20 protein-coding genes, 1 pseudogene and 1 riboswitch are annotated in these 19,663 nt (G+C 71.7%); of the genes and pseudogenes, 3 read left to right on the forward strand and 18 right to left on the reverse strand.

Annotation, left to right across the window (positions count from 1 at the left end; all coding sequences use genetic code 11):
• Nucleotides 1-9 precede the first annotated feature (9 nt).
• The 15 genes and pseudogenes from panC to dacB all read right to left on the reverse strand — a co-directional run bounded on the left by panC (nucleotide 10) and on the right by dacB (nucleotide 14,959).
• On the reverse strand, nucleotides 10-921 hold the full coding sequence (panC, locus tag BMZ18_RS11985) for a pantoate--beta-alanine ligase (RefSeq protein WP_371828501.1): 912 nt from the start codon (nucleotides 919-921) through the stop codon (nucleotides 10-12).
• Nucleotides 918-1,826 carry a Rossmann-like and DUF2520 domain-containing protein gene (locus BMZ18_RS11990; RefSeq protein WP_068361326.1) on the reverse strand — a complete coding sequence of 303 codons (909 nt, stop codon included), beginning with the start codon at nucleotides 1,824-1,826 and terminating at the stop codon, nucleotides 918-920. The genes panC and BMZ18_RS11990 overlap by 4 nt, the downstream gene beginning before the upstream one ends.
• 223 nt (nucleotides 1,827-2,049) lie before the next feature.
• The gene (locus BMZ18_RS19735) at nucleotides 2,050-3,075 is read right to left on the reverse strand and encodes a DUF6779 domain-containing protein (RefSeq protein WP_074922205.1); all 1,026 of its coding nucleotides are present in this window, start codon (nucleotides 3,073-3,075) and stop codon (nucleotides 2,050-2,052) included.
• Nucleotides 3,076-3,137: 62 nt separating this feature from the next.
• The gene (locus tag BMZ18_RS12000) at nucleotides 3,138-3,608 is read right to left on the reverse strand and encodes a DUF3180 family protein (RefSeq protein WP_068103650.1); all 471 of its coding nucleotides are present in this window, start codon (nucleotides 3,606-3,608) and stop codon (nucleotides 3,138-3,140) included.
• On the reverse strand, nucleotides 3,605-4,090 hold the full coding sequence (gene folK, locus BMZ18_RS12005; RefSeq protein ID WP_068366706.1) for a 2-amino-4-hydroxy-6-hydroxymethyldihydropteridine diphosphokinase: 486 nt from the start codon (nucleotides 4,088-4,090) through the stop codon (nucleotides 3,605-3,607). The genes BMZ18_RS12000 and folK overlap by 4 nt, the downstream gene beginning before the upstream one ends.
• On the reverse strand, nucleotides 4,087-4,449 hold the full coding sequence (gene folB / locus BMZ18_RS12010; RefSeq protein ID WP_068103652.1) for a dihydroneopterin aldolase: 363 nt from the start codon (nucleotides 4,447-4,449) through the stop codon (nucleotides 4,087-4,089). The genes folK and folB overlap by 4 nt, the downstream gene beginning before the upstream one ends.
• Nucleotides 4,446-5,273, reverse strand: a complete 828-nt coding sequence (gene folP, locus BMZ18_RS12015) for a dihydropteroate synthase (RefSeq protein WP_068366713.1) — start codon at nucleotides 5,271-5,273, stop codon at nucleotides 4,446-4,448. The genes folB and folP overlap by 4 nt, the downstream gene beginning before the upstream one ends.
• Nucleotides 5,274-5,334: 61 nt before the next feature.
• Complete coding sequence (folE, locus tag BMZ18_RS12020; protein ID WP_308124999.1) at nucleotides 5,335-5,922, reverse strand: GTP cyclohydrolase I FolE; 588 nt, start codon at nucleotides 5,920-5,922, stop codon at nucleotides 5,335-5,337.
• Between the two features lie 637 nt (nucleotides 5,923-6,559).
• Nucleotides 6,560-8,846: pseudogene (ftsH, locus tag BMZ18_RS12025) on the reverse strand (ATP-dependent zinc metalloprotease FtsH); the annotation flags it as partial.
• Between the two features lie 186 nt (nucleotides 8,847-9,032).
• Nucleotides 9,033-9,524, reverse strand: coding sequence for a DUF6328 family protein (locus BMZ18_RS12030; RefSeq protein WP_068103655.1), 492 nt, complete (start codon nucleotides 9,522-9,524; stop codon nucleotides 9,033-9,035).
• A gap of 20 nt (nucleotides 9,525-9,544) precedes the next feature.
• A complete protein-coding gene (locus BMZ18_RS12035; protein ID WP_068365815.1) occupies nucleotides 9,545-10,876 on the reverse strand; it encodes an amidase in 1,332 nt (443 codons plus the stop codon).
• A gap of 1 nt (nucleotide 10,877) precedes the next feature.
• Nucleotides 10,878-11,432, reverse strand: a complete 555-nt coding sequence (gene hpt, locus BMZ18_RS12040) for a hypoxanthine phosphoribosyltransferase (RefSeq protein ID WP_068103659.1) — start codon at nucleotides 11,430-11,432, stop codon at nucleotides 10,878-10,880.
• A 26-nt stretch (nucleotides 11,433-11,458) separates the two neighbouring features.
• The gene (tilS, locus tag BMZ18_RS12045; protein ID WP_068365832.1) at nucleotides 11,459-12,499 is read right to left on the reverse strand and encodes a tRNA lysidine(34) synthetase TilS; all 1,041 of its coding nucleotides are present in this window, start codon (nucleotides 12,497-12,499) and stop codon (nucleotides 11,459-11,461) included.
• On the reverse strand, nucleotides 12,496-13,527 hold the full coding sequence (locus BMZ18_RS12050; RefSeq protein ID WP_068103661.1) for an Rv3626c family coenzyme F420 biosynthesis-associated protein: 1,032 nt from the start codon (nucleotides 13,525-13,527) through the stop codon (nucleotides 12,496-12,498). The genes tilS and BMZ18_RS12050 overlap by 4 nt, the downstream gene beginning before the upstream one ends.
• A gap of 52 nt (nucleotides 13,528-13,579) precedes the next feature.
• Nucleotides 13,580-14,959, reverse strand: coding sequence for a D-alanyl-D-alanine carboxypeptidase/D-alanyl-D-alanine endopeptidase (gene dacB, locus BMZ18_RS12055; RefSeq protein ID WP_068365816.1), 1,380 nt, complete (start codon nucleotides 14,957-14,959; stop codon nucleotides 13,580-13,582).
• A gap of 160 nt (nucleotides 14,960-15,119) precedes the next feature.
• Between dacB and BMZ18_RS12060 the strand changes: the two genes are divergently transcribed.
• Together BMZ18_RS12060 and BMZ18_RS12065 are read left to right on the forward strand one after the other, a co-directional pair.
• The gene (locus BMZ18_RS12060; protein WP_068106431.1) at nucleotides 15,120-15,611 is read left to right on the forward strand and encodes an inorganic diphosphatase; all 492 of its coding nucleotides are present in this window, start codon (nucleotides 15,120-15,122) and stop codon (nucleotides 15,609-15,611) included.
• 166 nt (nucleotides 15,612-15,777) lie between these two features.
• Complete coding sequence (locus tag BMZ18_RS12065) at nucleotides 15,778-16,230, forward strand: nitrogen regulation protein NR(II) (RefSeq protein ID WP_068103665.1); 453 nt, start codon at nucleotides 15,778-15,780, stop codon at nucleotides 16,228-16,230.
• A gap of 35 nt (nucleotides 16,231-16,265) precedes the next feature.
• Here BMZ18_RS12065 and BMZ18_RS12070 read toward each other — a convergent pair whose 3' ends face one another.
• A complete protein-coding gene (locus BMZ18_RS12070) occupies nucleotides 16,266-17,114 on the reverse strand; it encodes a crotonase/enoyl-CoA hydratase family protein (RefSeq protein ID WP_068365817.1) in 849 nt (282 codons plus the stop codon).
• Nucleotides 17,115-17,176: 62 nt separating this feature from the next.
• On the opposite strand from BMZ18_RS12070, the gene BMZ18_RS12075 reads away from it, so the two are divergent.
• Complete coding sequence (locus BMZ18_RS12075; protein WP_068365818.1) at nucleotides 17,177-17,653, forward strand: YbaK/EbsC family protein; 477 nt, start codon at nucleotides 17,177-17,179, stop codon at nucleotides 17,651-17,653.
• Nucleotides 17,654-17,662: 9 nt separating this feature from the next.
• Here the strand turns inward: BMZ18_RS12075 and BMZ18_RS12080 are convergent, their stop codons facing one another.
• Nucleotides 17,663-18,097 carry a hypothetical protein gene (locus tag BMZ18_RS12080; protein WP_068103672.1) on the reverse strand — a complete coding sequence of 145 codons (435 nt, stop codon included), beginning with the start codon at nucleotides 18,095-18,097 and terminating at the stop codon, nucleotides 17,663-17,665.
• A 137-nt stretch (nucleotides 18,098-18,234) separates the two neighbouring features.
• On the reverse strand, nucleotides 18,235-19,464 hold the full coding sequence (locus BMZ18_RS12085) for an aminotransferase class V-fold PLP-dependent enzyme (protein ID WP_068365819.1): 1,230 nt from the start codon (nucleotides 19,462-19,464) through the stop codon (nucleotides 18,235-18,237).
• Nucleotides 19,465-19,527: 63 nt separating this feature from the next.
• Nucleotides 19,528-19,642: riboswitch (SAM riboswitch) on the reverse strand.
• Nucleotides 19,643-19,663: the final 21 nt, after the last annotated feature.

Raw genomic sequence — 19,663 nt, forward strand, 5'->3', positions numbered from 1 at the left:
AGGTGGGGATCAGGAGTGGCCGAGATGACGATCGCCGGTGGGGTCCGCGGGCGAACCCAGGGCCACTCCGACGTTGTCGATCAGGCGGGTCGTGCCGACGCGCGCGGCGACCAGGAGTCGGCCTCGCCCCTCGTCGGGCGGGTCACGCAGGTCGGCGCCGCGCAACTCCAGGTAGTCGACGTCCACGTCGGGCGCGGCGGCGAGCACGGCACTCGCGGTCGACAGCACGGCGTCCGCACCGCGATCACCCGCGTGCTGACCGGCCACCAGCGCCGCGGACAGGACGACGGCGGCCTCCCGCTGCTCCGGCGTCAGGTAGCGGTTGCGCGAGGACAGGGCCAGTCCGTCCGACTCGCGCACCGTCGGGACACCGACGATCTCGACGTCGAGGTTCAGATCGCGCACCATCTGGTGGATCAGCACCAACTGCTGGTAGTCCTTCTCACCAAAGTACGCGGCGTCCGGGCCGACGATGGTGAGCAGCTTTGCCACCACCGTCAACATCCCCGCGAAATGGCCGGGGCGAGAGGCACCTTCGAGTTCCGAGCCCAACGGACCCGGGTGCACCGTGGTGCGCGGACCGTCCGGGTACATGTCCGACACCGAGGGCACGAAAGCCAACTCCACACCGGCCTCACGCAGGACGTCGAGGTCGGCGTCGAGCGTCCGCGGATAGGCGTCGAGATCCTCGCCCGCGCCGAACTGCAGCGGGTTGACGAAGATCGAGACCACCACGACGGCGCCCGTCCGGCGCGCCATCTCCATCAACTGGACGTGCCCCGCGTGCAGCGCACCCATGGTGGGCACCAGAACCACCCGTCGTCCGGACGTACGCAGGACACGCGTCACGGTCCGAATCGCGTGCGGCGCATGATGCGTCGTCAATTCACCCGGCACGAACATGCCGCTCTCTCCGGTCACGACTGCCTCCTCAGGCGATCGACGATGTGGGTGGCACCCGTGCGTTGCGCGCTGCGCAGGGACAGCGCGCGATATCCGGCGGCAAGATCGTCGTCGAAGGCCGTCAGCGCCTGCAGATGCGCGTCGACCATGTCGGCGTCGCCCCGCGCCACCGGACCGGTCAACGCGGCGGGCCCGCTGCGCAGGACGTTGTCGAGCGCCGCCGACAACAACGGCGCGAGCACCCGTTCCGCCACGCCGCCGGGGCGCGACTCCACCGGCTGCTGCCCCGTTAGTTCCGTGTCGGCGAGCGCGGTACGAAGCGCGTCGAGAGCGTCGTTGACGACGGTCACCAGATGGTTGCTGCCGTGCGCCAACGCGGCGTGGTACAGCGTGCGGGCGTCCTCGCGGACCCCGACCGGCTCGCCGCCGATCTCGAGCACGAGCGACTGAGCGATGGCGAACCCGATCTCGTCCGCGGCGGTGATGCCGAAACACGCCGACGCGAGTCGCTCGGTGTCCTCCGGCTTGCCGCTGAACGTCATCGCCGGATGGACGGCCATGGTGACGACGCCGTTGCCCGCGAGCGGCGCGAGAACACCGACGCCGTTGGCCCCGGACGTGTGCAGGACGAGAGTTCCCGGGCTGACGGCACCGGTCCGGGCAAGTCCTTGGACCAGGGCGGGCAGTTCGGCGTCCGGCACGGCGAGAACCAGCAATTCGCTACGAGCCGCGACCTCGGCGGCGGGGAGAACGGCGGCGTCCGGGAGACGGGTGCGCGCCCGCGCGAGCGAGGCGTCCGACACGGCGGAGCAGCCGAAGACGACGTGACCCACGCGGTCCAGGGCTTCTCCGAGCGCGGTACCGACGCGCCCCGCCGAGACGATGCCGACGGACAGACGCGCCGGCGCAGGATCGGTGGTCACCGATAATCTCCGTTCGTTCCAGTCCCGCCTGGCGGGTACCGGACTACTCGTGAGTGATCGAGCGCCACAGTAGTGCCGGGGACCGCACGGACGCCATGCGATGCACGTCACATGCCGGATCGGTCGGCGGCGCGACCGTATCGGCTCAGTCGGCGGCGCGACGGTGCTCAATCAGTCGGCGGCGCGACGGTGCTCAATCAGTCGGCGGCGCGACGGTGCTCAATCAGTCGGCGCGACGGCGGCGCCGACCCCCACCCGACGCCGTGTCCGCCGACCCCACCGCGGCGAGAATCTCCGCCACCGACCGCCCCTGGCTGTGGGACCCGGGTCGCGGATCCTCGGCGGCGGGGGCCTGCTCGTCGGTGGGCACGCTGCGCGCCACGCGCGGGGGCGGGGCGACGTCCGGAATCGGGTTCGGCTCCGGTGCGGGCTCGGGTTGCGGCTCCGGCGTGGGCTCGGGCACCGGCTCGGGCTCCGGGACCGGTGTGGGCTCGGGCTCCGGAACCGGTGTCGGCTCGGGATCGGGCAGCGGCGCGGGCTCGGGCGGCGTCGGCACGGTCTCGGCGGCGACGGCGGGGCGCACCGGGGCCGGGCGGAAGGTGCCGTCGGCGTCGAACTCGCCGCCGATGATCGAGGTCTCGGCGGTCACCGGATCGTCGAACGGTCCCGCGAACCCGGCGTGTCCGTACGACGGCTCCGGGCTGTAGGCGGGCGCACGGCCCCGCGAGTTCCCGGGGACGTACAGGCCGGACGGAGCGGCCTCGTATCCGTGCGCGCGGTCGGCGATCTCGCGCATCCGATGTGCTTCGGCGAGGGCCGCGCGATCGTCCGGCAGGTCCCCGTCGAACAGCATCTCGAGGCTGCGACGCAGCGCGACGAGTTCGGCCCGCAACGCACGCACCTCGTCCGAGCTCTCTCCGACCTCGGCACGCACCCGGTTCTCGACGCCCAGTTCGTACTCGCGCCGCGCCGCGATCTCGCGCTCGAGCTGGAGTTCGTAGACGGTCTGGAGGTCACGGGCCTTCATGCGATCGGCCGCGGCATCGCGTCGATACTTGGTCATCGCGAAGGCGCCGACGATGGCCGCCCAGAGCGCGGCGACGATGCCGACCCGCAGCAGCGGAACGCTGTCGCTGAGAATCAGCACCACGCTCGCGACGACGCCGAGAAGCACCAGACCAGCAAGAACGGTGTGATCGCCGCCACGTTTCGTGCGACGGTTCGCCTTGCCACGCCCGGTCTCCGTCATGTGTTCCAGGGTAACGGCAGCGAGGTCTGTTGCCTGTCACCAACCCGCCCGGAACGACGAGGTCAGGACGGGGCGGGATCGTCACCGGGTTCGTCGGGTGTGCGGCAGCAGTGCTCGACCCACAATGCGGCGCCCACGGTCACGACACCGGCGACGGCTCCGACGACGACGCCCGGCAGGTCCTCGCTCGCGGCCCGCAGAACCCCGCGCAGCGGCACGAGGTGGACCAGGACACCGGCCCAGACCCCGGCAGCGGCGGCGCCCACCAACGCTGCGGCCTTGGCCAACGCCGCAGCCCGCGCGACCGTGATCGGATGCAACTGCCCGGGCCCCGGCCCGATCCGTCGCGAGCGCAACCGCGATCGCACGACGACGCCGACCACCACCAGCACGACCGCCACCGGATAGAGCGACGCCCCCGCAAAGGGAGAGATCGGCGGGACGGTGCCGTAGAACGTCCGGATCAACAGCCATGCGGCGACGGCCGCGGTGACAGCGATCACCGCGAGGTCGCGGAGTCGGGTCGCCGTCATCGCACGGCGTCCACGCGTCGGACACCGTCCCGGTCGGCGGGACTCAGCGCGGCCAGATGATCACGGACCGGCACCCCGCCGAGGACGGCGTCGGGGTCGACGTCGAGCCACGGCCGCAGTACGAAGGCCCGCAGGTGAGCGCGGGGGTGCGGCAGGGTGAGGTCGGGATCGTCGCTGAAGACGTCGTCGCACACGATCACGTCGACGTCGAGCGTGCGCGGCCCCCACCGCTCAGCACGGATGCGCTCGGCGACCTGCTCGAGCCGCTGGGCCCGCAGCAGCCATTCCCGCGCGTCGGCGTCGGCGTCCTCCGCCACCACGACGAGGTTCAGGAAATCGTCCTGCTCGACGCCGCCCCAGGGCGGCGTCGCGTACGTGGGTGAGACGGCGACGACGGTGTCGCCGAGTCCGTCGACGGCGGCACCGAGCAACGATCGCGAGTCGCCCAGGTTGCTCCCGAGCGACAGCACGACGCGGCTCACGGTCGCTCGCGCGTCACCACGACGGCGACGTCGGCGAAGGTGAGCGGGATCGGGGCGGACGGCTTGTGCACGGTGACCTCGACGCGCGACACCCGCGAATCGGTGAGCACGCCGTCGGCGATCTCGCCCGCCACGGTCTCGATGAGATCGCGCGGCGGGCCGGCGATCACGGCGGCCGCCGCCTCGGCCAGCTCGCCGTAGTGCAGGGTGTCGGTGAGATCGTCCGACGCGGCCGCGGGTCCGAGATCGAGATGCACGACGAGATCGACGACGAAGTCCTGGCCGTCGCGACGCTCGTGCTCGAAGACTCCGTGGTGGCCGCGAACCGTCAGCCCGCGGAGTTCGATGCGGTCGGTCACGGGTGTCCTCCGTCGTCGTCGGAAGCCGTCCACCGGTGGTGAACGGCGAGGGCGTCGACCGTGCTGCGGACGTCGTGCACCCGCACACCCCAGGCACCGGCCGAGGCCGCGAGGACCGAGATCGCCGCCGTCGCGACGTCGCGTTCGCCCGGCGGGCGGGGCACCCCGTCGCGGGCCAGAAGGGTGCCGAGGAACCGCTTGCGCGACGCGCCCACCAGGACCGGGAGCCCGGTGTCGACCAGGCGACCGAGTCCACGCAGCAACGCCCAGTTGTGGTCGGCGTTCTTGGCGAAGCCGAGGCCGGGATCGAGCACGATCCGGTCCGCGCTCACGCCCGCGTCGACGGCGGCGTCCACCTGGCGAAGCAATCCCGTCCGCACGTCGTCGACGATGTCGCCGTACTCCTGCGCGCTCGGCGATCCGGGGCGGTGCGTCCAGTCCGGGGTGGCCGACCAGTGCATGAGCATCCACCCGACGCCGGCGTCGGCGACCGTGCGCGACATCGCCGGGTCGGCGAGTCCCGCGGAGACGTCGTTGATCCAGCTCGCCCCGGCCTCGACCGCCGCGGCGGCGACCGACGCCCGCATCGTGTCGACACTGACCGCCACGCCGCGCTCCGCCAGCGCCCGCACCACGGGGACGACGCGCGCCGTCTCGACGGCGGGTTCGACGCGATCCGCACCCGGACGTGTCGACTCCCCACCGACGTCGACGATGTCGGCGCCGTCGTCGATCAACTCGATCCCGCGCGCGACGGCGCGCTCGACGTCGAGGAAACGGCCACCGTCGGAGAACGAATCGGTGGTCACGTTGACCACCCCCATCACGACGGGCGGGCGGCCGGATCGGGCGGACGTCGCCGGCGCGGGATCGGTCACGGCAGCACTATCCACGCAGAATGAGGTCCAACGCCTCGGATCGGGACACCGCACTGGACTGGAACACACCGCGCACGGCGGAGGTGGTGGTCCGTGCGCCGGGCTTGCGGATGCCGCGCATCGCCATGCAGAGGTGTTCCGCCTCCATCACGACGATCACGCCGCGCGGCTCGAGCTTGCGCATCAGTGCATCCGCCACCTGGGTGGTGAGCCGTTCCTGCACCTGGGGACGCTTCGCGTAGAGATCGACCACGCGGGCGAGCTTGGACAGCCCGGTCACCCGTCCGGAGGGCCCGGGGATGTAGCCGACGTGTGCCACGCCGTGAAACGAGACCAGGTGGTGCTCGCAGGTGGAGTACATCGGGATGTCCCGCACCAACACCAGTTCGCGGTGGGACTCGTCGAAGGTGGTGTCCAGCACCGAGTCCGGGTCGACGAACAGTCCCCCGAACACCTCCGCGTAGGCCCGCGCCACCCGCGCGGGAGTGTCCTTCAGACCCTCCCGGTCGGGATCCTCGCCCACGGCGAGCAGCAGTTCACGGACGGCGGCCTCGGCGCGTTCGCGATCGAACGGGCGCCCGTTGGAGACGGACACCGGCTGATCGTAGGACTCGTCGACACGACTGAGAGACACGGTTTCGGCCCCTTCCGATGAGGCACTACGGGCGCCGGCGGCGCCGCCCTAGGGGACGGCACCGCCGCTGCGGCGGAGAACGTCGAGCGGACGTCGACGTGTCGAGCGACAACACCTGCGTCGCCACCGGTGGCGACGGCCAGACTCTAGCGGGAGTCCGGACCCTCCCACCGCTGGGTCGGCGGCGGTGTGGACGGCGGTTCGGTGCCGGGCACGTCCGGGCCGGCCTCACCGGGCGGATAGTACCGACCCTCGGGCTGCGGATCGCCCTGACCGTACGGCTCGGGATACGGCACGGGCTCCACCTGCGGCTCGCGGTAGGGCTCCGGCTCGGCCTGCGGCTCGCGGTAGGGCTGCGGCTCCTGGTACGGCTGGGGCTCGCCCTGCGGTTGTCCGTAGCCCTGCGGTTGTCCGTAGCCCTGCGGTTGTCCGTAGCCCTGCGGTTGTCCGTAGCCCTGCGGCTGCCCGTAGCCCTGCGGCTCGTCGTAGCCCCGGGGCTGGCCGTAGCCCTGCGGCTGGCCGTACCCCTGCGGCTGTCCGTACCCCTGCGGCTCGCCGGCGCCCGGCCCGTACTGGCCCGGGTAGCGCGGGACGTCCTCCTCCCGAGGCGGCCACCCGGGGGCGGACCAGCCGGCGGGAGCGCCGTAATCGGGCACCGACATCCCGGAACGGCCTCCGCGGTGGGCGCCACCGCCGGTGACGTTCCGCCCGTCGCTCCAGCCGCGCGGACCGTTCTGACCCGATCCGTGCTGGTTGCCGCCACCGTTCGAGGTGCCGCCGTACGGCGCGCTCCCGTTCGAGGGGGTGTTTCCGTTGGGCGCGCTGCCGTGGGGGGCGCCACCGTTGCCGTTGCCGCCGTTCCATCCTGCGGAGGCGTCGTTCCATCCTGCGGAAGCGTCGTCCCGGCCGGACCCGACCAGGCTGGGCTCCTTGACCACGGACACCGGCGGCCACGGCTCGCCGCGCTCGGCGGCGAGTTCGCGCGGCGTCTTCACGGGCGGCTTGGTGGACGGCGTGCGATCACCGAAGTCGTTGAAGGTGGTGATGCGGGGCCGCTTCTCGACGCCCGTGAAGATCTGCTCGAGATCCTTGCGGGTCAGCGTCTCGCGTTCGAGCAGCTGCGTGGCGAGTTCGTCGAGGATGTCGCGGTACTCGTTCAGGATGGACCACGCCTCGGTGTGGGCGGCCTCGATGAGGTTCCGCACCTCGCCGTCGATCTCGCGGGCCACCTCGTGCGAGTAGTCGGACTGCTGTCCCATCGACCGACCGAGGAACGGGTCGCCCTGTTCCTGGCCGTACCGGACGGCGCCGAGCTTGCTGCTCATGCCGTATTCGGTGACCATCGCGCGGGCGATCTTGGTGGCCTGGTCGATGTCCGACGACGCGCCCGTGGTGGGCTCGTGGAACACCAGCTCTTCCGCCGCGCGTCCGCCCATGGCCATCACCAGGCGCGCGATCATCTCGGACCGGGTCATCAGGCCCTTGTCGTCCTCCGGCACCGTCATCGCGTGGCCGCCGGTGCGGCCGCGAGCGAGGATGGTGACCTTGTAGATCGGCTCGATGTCGGGCATCGCCCAGGCGGCGAGCGTGTGGCCGCCCTCGTGGTACGCGGTGATCTTGCGCTCGTGCTCGCTGATGATGCGGCTCTTGCGGCGCGGCCCGCCGATGACGCGGTCCACCGACTCCTCGAGCGCGGCCTCGGTGATGACCGTGCCGTTCTCACGGGCGGTGAGCAGCGCGGCCTCGTTGATGACGTTCGCGAGGTCGGCGCCGGACATGCCGACGGTGCGCTTGGCCAGACCCTCGAGGTCGGCGTTCTGAGCGATCGGCTTGCCCTTGGAGTGCACCGCCAGGATGGCGCGACGGCCGGCGAGATCGGGAGCGCCGACAGGAATCTGCCGGTCGAAGCGGCCGGGACGCAGCAACGCGGGGTCGAGGATGTCGGGACGGTTGGTCGCCGCGATGAGAATGACGCCGGTGCGGTCACCGAAGCCGTCCATCTCGACGAGCAGCTGGTTGAGGGTCTGTTCGCGTTCGTCGTGACCGCCGCCGAGGCCCGCACCACGCTGGCGACCCACGGCGTCGATCTCGTCCACGAAGATGATGCAGGGGCTGTTCTGCTTGGCCTGCTCGAACAGGTCGCGCACGCGGGAGGCGCCGACACCGACGAACATCTCGACGAAGTCCGAGCCGGAGATGGTGAAGAACGGCACGCCCGCTTCGCCGGCCACGGCGCGCGCGAGCAGCGTCTTACCGGTGCCGGGCGGGCCGTAGAGCAGCACGCCGCGAGGGATCTTCGCGCCCAGCGACTGGTACCGGACCGGGTTCTGCAGGAAGTCCTTGATCTCGTAGAGCTCCTCGACCGCCTCGTCGGAGCCCGCGACGTCGGCGAACGTCGTCTTCGGCATGTCCTTGGTGAGTTGCTTGGCCTTGGACTTGCCGAATCCCAGTGCGCCGCCGCGGCCACCGCCCTGCATACGCGCCATCACGAAGACGAACAGGCCGAGCAGGATGATCATCGGCAGCAGGAACAACAGGATCGAGCTGAACCAGCTGTCGCGGGTGACGCGGGTGTCGAAGCTCTCGGCGCCGGACGCCGCGACCTTCTCGTAGATCTGACCGGCCACCGAATCGGGATACTGCGCGATGATCTGCGTCTGGCCCTCGGTGGCGTCGTTGCCCTGGTTCAGCTCCAGACGGACCTGCTGCTCGCGGTCGTCGATCTGGGCGGTCTTCACGTTCCGGTCGTCCAGCTGGGACACCGCGGTGGAGGTGTCCACGCGCGTCCACCCCCGCGTGTCGTCGCCGAAGTAGCTGAAGGCGAAGATCACCAACAGGATGGCGGCGACGATCGCCAGGTTGCGGAACAGGGTCTTGCGGTTCATACAGCGTCGCCTTCTGGGGCCGTCGGGCTCGTCGTCTCGTGCGTGGTTCGGGGCCGGGCACACCCTCTTCCCGACACCACACCGGAAAGGGTCAGGTTACCGCGAAGGTGGTCCTGCCCGCCGATGCACACAATCGGCCCAACGACGACGGACCGGCGATGGTTCCCCGTGCGCGGCGGGCCGTGGTCAGGAACGCGGGCGATTCGCGCGCGGCAGCACGTACCAGAAGCCGACCAGCAGCGTCGCCACCACCGCCGCGGCGACGAGCGACGCGAGCTCACCGACGACGATCTCGAACGTCAGGGCGGCGGCGCCGACCAGCGTCACTCCGAGCATCGCGATGCCGCCGATCGCGAGGCGGTTTCCCGTGGTGACCAAGACACCGATCGCGCGCTGCCGGAACAGCAGACGGTGCATCCCCACCGGCGCCACCAGGAGGATCGTCGCCATCGTGGACGCCGACACCGTGACCAGGTAGACGGCGTGACCGACGGTGGAGAGGTCGGGGAACCGACCCTGGAACGGCAGAGTCAGGAGGAAGCCGGTGAGCAGTTGCACACCCGTCTGCACCACGCGCAGCTCCTGGAGCAGCGCCAGCCAGTTGCGATCGAGCTGCTGCGTCGGGGTCTCGCCGCGCACCTCGCGGTTCCACTCGACGTGATCGTCGTCGTCCGTCAACGGTGTCCCCTTCCGCCCCGTCAGGTGCGGTCGGTGGCCGTCCGCGTCCAGGGTCGCTCGCGTTCGAGCTGAGCGGCTAGCGACAACAACACCGATTCGGATCCGGGCGGTCCGGCGATCTGCGCCGCCAGCGGAGTCCCGGAACGAGGATGCGTCCCCGGCACCGGCACGCTCAGGGCCGGCCAGCCCAGCAGGTTCCACAGCGCCGCGAACGGCGCGTACCGGATGTTGGCCGCCAGGTTGCTCACCCAGCTCTTCTCGCTCCACCGGTCGGCGGCGATGGGCGGCTGCGCGAGCATCGGCGTCACCACCACGTCGACGTCGGCGAAGTAGGCCGTCGCGCGCCTCTCCAGCGCGTCGATCTGCGACGACCGCACCCAGCGCCGACCGAATCGGCCGGCGGCGACGTGACGACGCGTGCGCTTCTGCAACGCCGATCGGTCCAGGCCGGCGGCATCGGCCGCCGCGCCCGCGGTCCAGCGCGCGAGTTGGCCCACCGGGCTCGCGGGATACGGCAGCTCGGCGGACTCGACGCGGTGGCCGCACCCGGCGAGCGCGTCCGCGGTGTCCCGGGCCGCTTGCCGGAAGGCGCCGTCGATCCGGACGACCGGCGACGGCGACCCGAGCGCGAGACCGACCCGCAGGGAGCGGGGAGCATCGACGACGGCCAGGGACCGGTCCCCCGCCATCACCGACAGGGCGAGGGCGGCGTCGGCGACCGTCGTCGCCAACGGGCCGTTCTCGGCCATCCCGAACCACGAGTTCGCGCCCAAATTCGACGGCACCACACCGCGGCCCGGCTTGATGCCCACCAGACCGCAGTCGGCGGACGGAATCCGGATGGACCCGAGTCCGTCGTTGCCGTGGGCGATCGGAACCAGTCCCGCCGCGACGGCCGCCGCCGCGCCGCCGGACGAGCCGCCCGCGGTGAGGTCGGTGTTCCACGGATTGCGGGTGATGCCGTCGGCACCGTCGGTGGCGGCCCACAGGCACAGTTCCGGCACGGTCGTCAGCCCGATCACGACGGCGCCGGCGTCGCGCAACCGCGTGACGACGGCGTGGTCGACGGTCGACGGAGTGGTGGGCGTCGCCCGCGACCCGGTCCGCATCGGATAACCGGCGACGGGCACGTTGTCCTTCACCGCGACGGGCACGCCCGCAAGCGGAAGTGTCGCGAGGTCCGCGCGGGTGGCGACGGCGTCGGCCTCGCGCAGCACCTCGTCCGGACGGACGACGGCGAAGGCGTTCAGGTGCGCGGCCGCGGCGATGCGGTCGAGCGATTCCCGGGCGACCGCGGCGGGCTGGATCCGCCCCGCTCGGACGTCCTCGGCGATCGCGGTGGCGGTGCGCACGTCAGCCGCCGTAGACGTGCGGGGAGAGCGTGCCGATGTAGGGCAGGTCGCGGTAACGCTCGTCGTAGTCCAGGCCGTAGCCGACGACGAACTCGTCGGGGATGTCGAAGCCGACGTTGGCCACCTCGACGTCCACCTTCACCGCCTCGGGCTTGCGCAGCAGCGTCACCACCTGGAGCGACGCGGGCTGGCGGGTGGCGAGGTTCTTCATCAGCCACGACAGGGTGAGGCCGGAGTCGATGATGTCCTCGACGATGAGCACGTGCCGTCCGGCGATGTCGCGGTCGAGGTCCTTGAGGATGCGGACCACGCCGGACGACGACGTCGACGAGCCGTAGGAGCTGACGGCCATGAACTCGAGCTGACTCGGAATCGGCAGTGCGCGTGCGAAATCCGTCATGAACATGATGGCGCCCTTGAGGACGCCGACGAGCAGGAGATCGCCCTCGGGCGCTCCCACCGGGTAGCGAGCGGCGATCTCCTCGGCCAGCTCGGCGATACGCTTGTCGATCTCCTCGCGGGAGATCAGGATCGATGCGATGTCGCCCTCGTACACGGGTGGGTGTCCCTTCGGTCGCGCCGTCAGTGTTGTTCAGGTCCGTCAGGTGCCGGTGAATCGAGCGGGTCGAGCGGACGCCCGTCGCGCGAGTGTCCGGCCACCTCGAGCTTGCCATGTCGGCGGACCGCGACCAACCGTCCGCCCCCGAGTTCCGGGCGCGTACCGGGCGGTTCGGCGAGTGCGACCGCCCCCTGGCCCCGCCAGCGGACGACGAGATCGTCGACCGCGCGCAGGGTGGCGTCGGTCCGCACGTCCGCACCACGGTCGCGCAACCACGCCAGGAGCGCGCGTCGGCGCACGGCGACGGGGGCGTCCGCGAGAGTCCCGGTGTCGAGTGCCGACGCGCGGCGGGCCCGCGCGAGAAGCTCCGTGGCCGACGCGGCCAGAACCTCCTCGTCCTCCCGCAGGCGCCGTGCGGTCCGCGCCAACGCGTCGGCGACCCCGCCCTGCAGGACGTCCTCGAGCAGGGGCAGCACCTCCGTCCGGACGCGCACCCGAGCGAAGCGGGAATCGGCGTTGTGCGGGTCGGCCCAGGGCTCGATTCCGAGGTCCGCGCAGGCCGCGAGCGTGTCGGCCCGACGGACGCCGAGGAGCGGCCGGCCCCAGGGCTCGGACCACGCGGCCATCGCCTGCAGCGATCCGGCGCCGGCGCCCCGGCCGAGTCCGAGCAGGACCGTCTCCGCCTGGTCGTCGAGCGTGTGGCCCAGCAGAATCGGTCGGCCGTCGGCCGCCGCCAGCAGCGCCGCCTGCCGCGCCCGGCGCGCCGCCGCCTCGACACCACCGGGGCCGGCCACGTCGACACGGACCACGGCCGCCGTCGCGCCCAGCGCCTCGGCGTGCGCGGCGGCGGCGGCAGCCACGTCCGCGGATCCGGCCTGCAGCCCGTGGTCGACCACCACGGCGCGCACCGTCATCCCTTCCGCGCAGCAGCCGGCCACCAGCGCCGTCGAGTCCGCACCGCCGGAACAGCCGACCACGACGACGTCGAGACCCGGGACCTCCGCGCGCCACCCCCGCACGGCGAGCCGAACCCGCTGTAGCGCAGGGGTTTCCGGGAATCTCATCCGAGGACGCGCGCGGTCCACCGCTCGGGAGCCTCGATCTCGTCGGTGCGCGGCAGCGTCTCCGCGTCGGTCCACACGGCGTTGAACTGGGCCATGCCCACCTGTCCCACGACGGCGTCGACGAAGGCCTTGCCGCGCACGTACTGCGCCATCTTCGCGTCCATGCCGAGCAGCGCGCGCAGGATCCTCTGCACGGGGTTCTGCTTCCGGGTTCGCCTGGCGTCGAACGCTTCTCGGATCCGACCCACGGACGGCACCACGGTCGGCCCGACGGCGTCCATCACGTGGTCGGCGTGCCCTTCGAGCAGCGTCCCCAGCATGAGCAACCGGTCGAGGGCCTCACGCTGGGCGGGCGCCTGTGTGGCCCGGAGCAGGCCGACGATGCCGTCGGTCGGCTCGTCCCGGTTCCGCAGCGCCTCGGACAGGCGGGACACCACCGCGGACAGCGGCTCGTCCGCGCCGTCGCCGAGTGTGCTCACGCACTCCTTCATGTACCCCGCGAGCCACGGCGAGGACGAGAACTGCACCCGGTGGGTGACCTCGTGCAGACACACCCACAGCCGAAAGTCGGACGGCGGCACCCGCAGCGCCCGCTCCACCGCCACTACGTTGGGCGCCACCAGGAGCAGCGTTCCGTTCGGACCGGTGAAGGGGTCGTACTGGCCCAGGATGGCCGTCGAGAGGAACGCGAGCATGGCCCCGGCCTGGAGCCCGCCGGGCTTCCCACCGAGGAAGGAACGGTCCCCGTCCCCGTCGTCGTCCCCGTTGCGTTCGGCCATCAGCTCACGCATCGACGACGACGCCGCCGCGATCCACTCCGGCCGATCCAGGACGCGGGCGGCCGGCACGGGAAGCCCGTCGGCGAGGCCGGTGACCTCCCGCACGGGGGCCTCGGCGCGCACGGAGGCGTCGGCGAGTTCGGCCAGGACGGCCTCGGCGGTGTAGCGGGACGTGCGCGGGCCGCGCGGCGCCAGTCGAGCGCCGGTCCGGGCCGCGAAGTCCCAGTCGATCACTCCTGCGTCACCCATCCGGGCACCTGCTTTCGATCACGAGTGGCCCCGGTGGGCACCGGGGCGTCTCTCACGTGCAGCCGCACGACCGCAGCGTCGACGCCACGGCGTCCAGGGCCGGTCGGCCCACGTCCGGCGGTCGGTCGTTGGACATCAACGCGAACGTCAGGACTCGCCCGCTCTCGTCGACGACGTACCCGGCCAACGCACTGGCATTCGACAGCGTTCCCGTCTTGGCCCGCAGCCACCCCGCCGCGGTGCGATCGCCCGAGGCGTAGCGCGCGGCGAGCGTCCCCGTCGCCCCGGCCACCGGCAGGTAGTCCAGCATCGGCCGGAGGGCGTCGGCGTGCGTACGACCGTCCACCGGTCCGGCGGCCGCGGTGACGATCGACGACAGCACGCGCGCAGGGATGCGGTTGTCCACCGACAGTCCGCTCGTGTCGGCGAGTCGCACGCCGGCCACGTCGACGCCGTTGTCCCGCAGGGTGGCCAGCACCGCGTCGGTGGCGCCGTCGAACGACGCCGGCGCGCCCTCGGCCGCCGCGACCTCGCGTCCGACCGCCTCGGCCAGCACGTTGTCGGAGAAACCGAGCATCTGACCGAGCCGCTGGCGCAGCGGAGCGGACTGCACGGTGGCGAGCGATCCGGCTCCGCTCGGCGCGGATGCGGCGGTCACGACGGCCGGGTCGAGGCCGAGCGCGCGGGCGAGCGCGCGTCCGGTGTCGAGACCGGGGGTGGCGCTGCGAGGAGATTCGTCGACCGTCGGGACCGTGCGTCCGCCGTCGAGCGTCAGCGGCTCGATGGGTGCGATGTACCCGGCGGCGACGTCGCCGGGAAACCACCCCTCGGCCGACGACGGTCCGCTGTACGCACCGAGGTCGACCCCGATCGAACTCACCTGCGCGCCCGAGCGACGGATCTGGTCCGCGAGATCGTCGATACGGGCGCCGCCGTCGTAGAACCCCGGCGTGCCGACCGGCTGCGCCGTCAGCGTCGGATCGCCCTCCCCGACCAGGATCACCTGGCCCGGGCGGTCGCCCTGGACCACCTTGGTGGTGACCCGGTGGTCGGACGGCAGCGCGAGCATCGCCGCCGCCGCCGTGAGGATCTTGGTGGTCGACGCGGGCGTCACGGCGGTGTCGGGGTCGACACTCCACAGCACCTCGCCGGTGATCGCGTCCGCGACCGACCCGGTGAATCGGCCCAGATCCGGGTTGCGCAGCGGCGCGGCCAGCGTGGCGGCGAGGGCGGCCGGGTCCGGCCGCGGGGCGTCGGCGGGGACGGGCGAGACCGCCGGGGTCGCCAGGACGGGATCGGGCTCGGGGGCCGCGACCACCGGCGACTCCGGCTCGGTGAACGTCGGGGTCACGGCGGCGACGCCGACGATGCCGGCGATCAGGACCACGACGACGGCCGCGATGCCCCAGCGGCTCCGCAGACGCGAGCGCATCGAGCCTCTGGCCTTGCCCACGTCACTCCTCACGCTGCCCGTCCGGATGCCGTCGCCCGGTGTCCCGACCACCCTAACGACCCTTCCGGCCGACCCGGCGGTCCGCGACCGCTACTGTCTGCGTGCACCGTACGTGGCCACCGAGCAAAGGACAGTGGACGTGAAGTTCGACGTGACCATCGAGATCCCCAAGGGTCAGCGCAACAAGTACGAGGTCGACCACGAGTCCGGACGAGTGCGTCTGGACCGCTACCTCTACACCGCGATGGGCTACCCGGCGGACTACGGCTTCATCGAGGACACCCTCGGCGAGGACGGCGACCCCCTGGACGCGTTCGTTCTCCTGCCGGAATCGGTGTTCCCCGGCGTGATCGTCGAGGCCCGCCCCGTGGCCATGTTCAAGATGACCGACGAGGCCGGCGGCGACGACAAGGTGCTGTGCGTCCCGGCCGGCGACCCGCGGTGGGACCACATCCAGGACCTCGGTGACGTCTCGCAGTTCGAACTCGACGCCATCGAGCACTTCTTCGTCCACTACAAGGACCTCGAGCCGAACAAGCATGTGACGGGCTCGAACTGGGTCGGCCGCGCGGAAGCCGAAGCCGAGATCACCGCGTCGGTCGAGCGACTGAAGAACGACGCCGCGCACTGACGGCAGGTCCGCTTCCCGGCGGGGGTGCAGTCGCGCCTCCGGCGGGAGGTGCGTTGTCGCCTCCCCGCGGCGAGGTGCGCTGCTACCATCGCTCCGTTCGACCCCGGTCCGGCCGGGGCGGGGCGGCGCCCGTGACAGCCGAGCGAGAACGAAGGACGCGGTACCCATGAGCGAAGCTGTCGGCGATCGTCGCAACCCGTCGTCCGCCGGGATCTCCGATCCCGCTCAGTTCCCGGCACTTCCGGTGTCGGTGGTGCTGGACCGGATCCCGCTGCCCGTGCTGGCGGTCGAGCCCGGCGGCACCGTGGTGTTCGCCAACGAGGCCTTCGATCAGCTCATGGGCTTCGACGAGCAGACGCCGCGGTCGGACGACGCGCTGCACCTCCAGGACATCTTCCCGGCCAACGAGCCGCTCGGCGTGAACATCGCGGAGACGTTCCTGACCACGGTGGCCACACGCGCGGATTCGTTGTGGCGCATGACCGATGCCAAGGGCGACATCCTGCAGGTGCGCGCCAGCAAGTCCATTCTGCGGCGCGCGGAGGACTCCGTGGTGCTCGTGGTTCTCGAGGACTTCACCGACCAGCTGTGGAACGACCCGAAGAGCGCCTTCCGCTGATCGGGTCGTTCCCCCTTTGATCGACGCGCCGGCTCTCACGCACCCCGGAACTGCGGCGGCCGCTTCTCGAACACCGCCGTGATGGCTTCCGTCAGGTCCTCCGACGGCAGGAACGCCGAGTTCCACGCCGCGACGTAGCGCAGCGACTCGTCGGCGGCGGCGCGACGACCGTGATCGAGCACGGTCTTGATGCCGTGCACCACCAGGGGCGGGTTCGCGGCGATCTGGGCGGCGGTCTCGTACGCATGCGCGAGGACGGCGTCCGCGTCGGGCAGCACGTCGTTGACCAGACCGATGCGTCGCGCGTACTCGGCGTCGACGTCCTTGCCGGTGAGCGCCAGCTCCCGGAGATGCCCGTCGCCGATGATCGCGGGCAGGCGGGCGAAGGAGCCCATGTCCGCGACGATCGCCACCTTGACCTCACGCACGCTGAACTGAGCGTCCGCGGAGGCGTAGCGGATGTCGGCGGCCGAGATCAGGTCCACCCCACCGCCGATGCACCACCCCTGCACCGCCGCGATGACGGGCTTGCGGCACTCGGCCACCGCGGTGATCGCCGCCTGCATCCGCAGGATCAGATCGTGGAAGGTGCTGCGCGGCCCCGCCTGCGCCTTGTCGGCGAGCACGGCGCCGAACTCGCCTGCCATGGCGGGGAGGTCGAGTCCGTAACTGAAGTTGCGGCCGGATCCGGCGAGGACGACGGCCCGCACGTCGGGGTCCGCGTCGAGGCCACGGAAGATCAGGGGGAGCTCGGACCAGAAGTCGGGACCCATCGCGTTGCCCTTGCCGGGTCCGGTGAGGGTGACGGTGGCGACGTGGTCGGCGGTCTCGACCGTGAACGCGGTCCAGGAGGTGCTCGGCTGCGTGGGCTCGGGGGTCGTCATCGGCTCACCCTAGCCCGGCCGACCTTCGGGCACGACAGCGGTTTCCGCCCTATTCTTCGGTCATGGCCAGGACTCCGCACCCCGCCGCCGCGCACGTCGCGGACGTCCTCATCTCCCGTGGCCACCACGGCGTTCTGGTCACCCACGACGCGCCGGTGCCGACCGCGCGCGCCGTCGCCGCGGCGCACGGGGTCGACGTGGGCGCCGTCGTGAAGTCGCTGGTCCATCTCCTCGACGACGATCCGGTGCTGCTGCTCGTCTCCGGCGCCCACAACGTGGACCTCGCCGCGACCGGGCCACGGATCGGCGGCACCCTGACGCACGCGCCGGCGGACGTGATCCGGCACGCGACAGGGCAATCCGTCGGTTCGGTCTCCCCGGTCGGGCACCCGACCAACCTGCCGACGTTCGTCGACGAGGCGCTCGGGACGTTCGACCGTCTCTGGGCGTCCGCCGGGCACCCCGACGTCACCTTTCGGACGTCCTACAGCGAATTGCTGCGTATCACAGCGGGTCTCGCCGTCGACGTCGGTCCTTGACGCGAAGACCTAGGACGCGCGTGCGGTCCGCGTGTCGAGCAGCGACGCCACCTCGGTGGTGACGGTGCGGACGACGCGGTCACGAGCGCGGTCGAGAACGGGACGCACGGTGACGCCGTCCGCGACACCGGCGGCCACGATGTCCGCGATCAACCCGGCCAGACCGGCCGGCGTTCCCACGTACCGCAGGGTGTCCGGGCGTGGCGCGACGGCCGCGGCGAGCACTTCCCCGCGGGCCGTCCGAGCGTCGTGCGCCAGGTGCACGTCGAGATCGACGAGGATGCGAGCATCGGGGTGCTCGGTCCGCAGGCGGCGGTAGCGTGCCTGCGCGGTGGAGAGGTCGACGCCACCGAAGCGGACGACGCCGGGAACGTCACCGGTGACGTCGTGCGGGGACTCGACGACGTCGAGAGCGAGGGTGGGTTCGAGAAAGACGAGGGTCATGAGGGGTCCAGTCGACGGCGGGATCTGAGGAGACCGAGACGATCACCGGGCCCGACACGCGCTGGACGTGGCACGGCACAGATCGACGTGGCGTCGAGTCCAGAGCCGGTCCCCCATCACGTTCGTCATGCTATCGATCACGCCGCGACGCCGTCGCGCAGTGAGAGGCAGGTCACAGTCAACGCGTCGAGGAACGCTTCGACATCCGCCGCGGTGGTCCCCAGTCCGACCGACACGCGAACGGCGCCGTCGTCGGCGCCGAGCCGCGCGAGCAGCGGGTGCGCACAGAATTTCCCGGCGCGGACGGCTACTGCGTGGTCTCGGGCGAGGGCGTCCGCGACGACGACGGGATCGACCCCATCCACCGTGAAGGACGCGATGCCGACGACGTCGTCCGAGTCGTCCCAGACACGCAGCACCCGCACACCGCCCGCGCGCGTCAGTCCGCGCACGACGGCGTCGGTGGCGGCGCGATCGTGGGCCGCGACGGCCACCGGGTCCAGCCGGGCGATCTCCTCGCACGCGGCCGCGAGCGCGACCGCGCCGAGCAGGTTGGGCGTACCGCCCTCGTGCCGGGCGGGGGCGGGATGCCACCGGACGTCCACGTCGCCGCCCGTCAGAACCGACACTCCCGACGTCGCACCGCCCCCGGCGAGGTACGGATCCGCCGCGTCGAGCCAGTCGCGCCGGCCCACCAGAACACCGGCCCCGAACGGCGCGTAGAGCTTGTGGCCGCTGAACGCGAGGTAGTCCACCCCGGCCGCGGTGATGTCGACGCGGCGATGCGGCACCAGCTGCGCGCCGTCGACGAGGATCCGCGCGCCGTGGCGGTGCGCCAGAGCCGCGAGTTCTGCGATCGGCAGCACCTCACCGGTCACGTTCGACGCACCCGTGACCGCCAGCAGGGCAGCAGGTTTCGCGGACAGCACCGCCTCGAGCCGAGCGAGGGTCGCCGCGATCGTACCTTCCGTCCGCACCACCCGACGACGACGCCAGGGCAGCAGATTCGCATGGTGCTCGACATCGAGGACCACCACGTCGCCGGGGACGCAGTGCGCCAACAGATTCAGTGCGTCGGTGGTGTTGCGCCCGAAGATCACGACGTCCTCGTCGTCCGCCCCGCAGAACGCGTGGACGGTCCGGCGAGCCGCCTCGTAGGCCTCGGTGCACACCGCCGACTTGTGTCCGGACCCGCGATGGACGCTCGCCGAGAACGGCACGACCTCCTGGACGCGGTCGACCACCGCGGCCAAGGCGGGCGCACTGGCTGCGTAGTCGAGATCGATTGTGCGACGGACGGTCCCGTCGGAACACCGCACGGTGTGATCGGATCCGAGAACGGCTGCGAGAGGGGTGGAGACAGTCATGGCGATACCCTTCGGTCCGGGACCGCAGACGACGCACGAGTACTCCCCGTGGCGGCGTGAGACGATCCGCGCTTGCCGGTTCCGGTCGGAACTCGGCCAGGTCGTCACCCGGAGCACCCCACCGCGGAAGGAGGGTTGCCGACCAGCGAGCCGGGGCTTGACGCTGGTACTCGTGACCTGACAGCAGGATGACAAAGGC

The organism is Rhodococcoides kroppenstedtii (assembly GCF_900111805.1).
In the GTDB taxonomy this organism is placed as follows: Bacteria; Actinomycetota; Actinomycetes; order Mycobacteriales; family Mycobacteriaceae; genus Rhodococcoides; species Rhodococcoides kroppenstedtii.

Bases quoted from the DNA above. Each gene is read 5' to 3' on its own strand.
- BMZ18_RS12065 (WP_068103665.1), top strand. From the start codon at position 15,778: ATGAGCGAAGCTGTCGGCGATCGTCGCAACCCGTCGTCCGCCGGGATC.
- BMZ18_RS12080 (WP_068103672.1), bottom strand. From the start codon at position 18,097: ATGACCCTCGTCTTTCTCGAACCCACCCTCGCTCTCGACGTCGTCGAG.
- BMZ18_RS12070 (WP_068365817.1), bottom strand. From the start codon at position 17,114: ATGACGACCCCCGAGCCCACGCAGCCGAGCACCTCCTGGACCGCGTTC.
- BMZ18_RS12075 (WP_068365818.1), top strand. From the start codon at position 17,177: ATGGCCAGGACTCCGCACCCCGCCGCCGCGCACGTCGCGGACGTCCTC.
- BMZ18_RS19735 (WP_074922205.1), bottom strand. From the start codon at position 3,075: ATGACGGAGACCGGGCGTGGCAAGGCGAACCGTCGCACGAAACGTGGC.
- BMZ18_RS12000 (WP_068103650.1), bottom strand. From the start codon at position 3,608: ATGACGGCGACCCGACTCCGCGACCTCGCGGTGATCGCTGTCACCGCG.
- folP (WP_068366713.1), bottom strand. From the start codon at position 5,273: ATGGGGGTGGTCAACGTGACCACCGATTCGTTCTCCGACGGTGGCCGT.
- dacB (WP_068365816.1), bottom strand. From the start codon at position 14,959: ATGCGCTCGCGTCTGCGGAGCCGCTGGGGCATCGCGGCCGTCGTCGTG.
- BMZ18_RS12085 (WP_068365819.1), bottom strand. From the start codon at position 19,464: ATGACTGTCTCCACCCCTCTCGCAGCCGTTCTCGGATCCGATCACACC.
- tilS (WP_068365832.1), bottom strand. From the start codon at position 12,499: ATGAGATTCCCGGAAACCCCTGCGCTACAGCGGGTTCGGCTCGCCGTG.
- BMZ18_RS12050 (WP_068103661.1), bottom strand. From the start codon at position 13,527: ATGGGTGACGCAGGAGTGATCGACTGGGACTTCGCGGCCCGGACCGGC.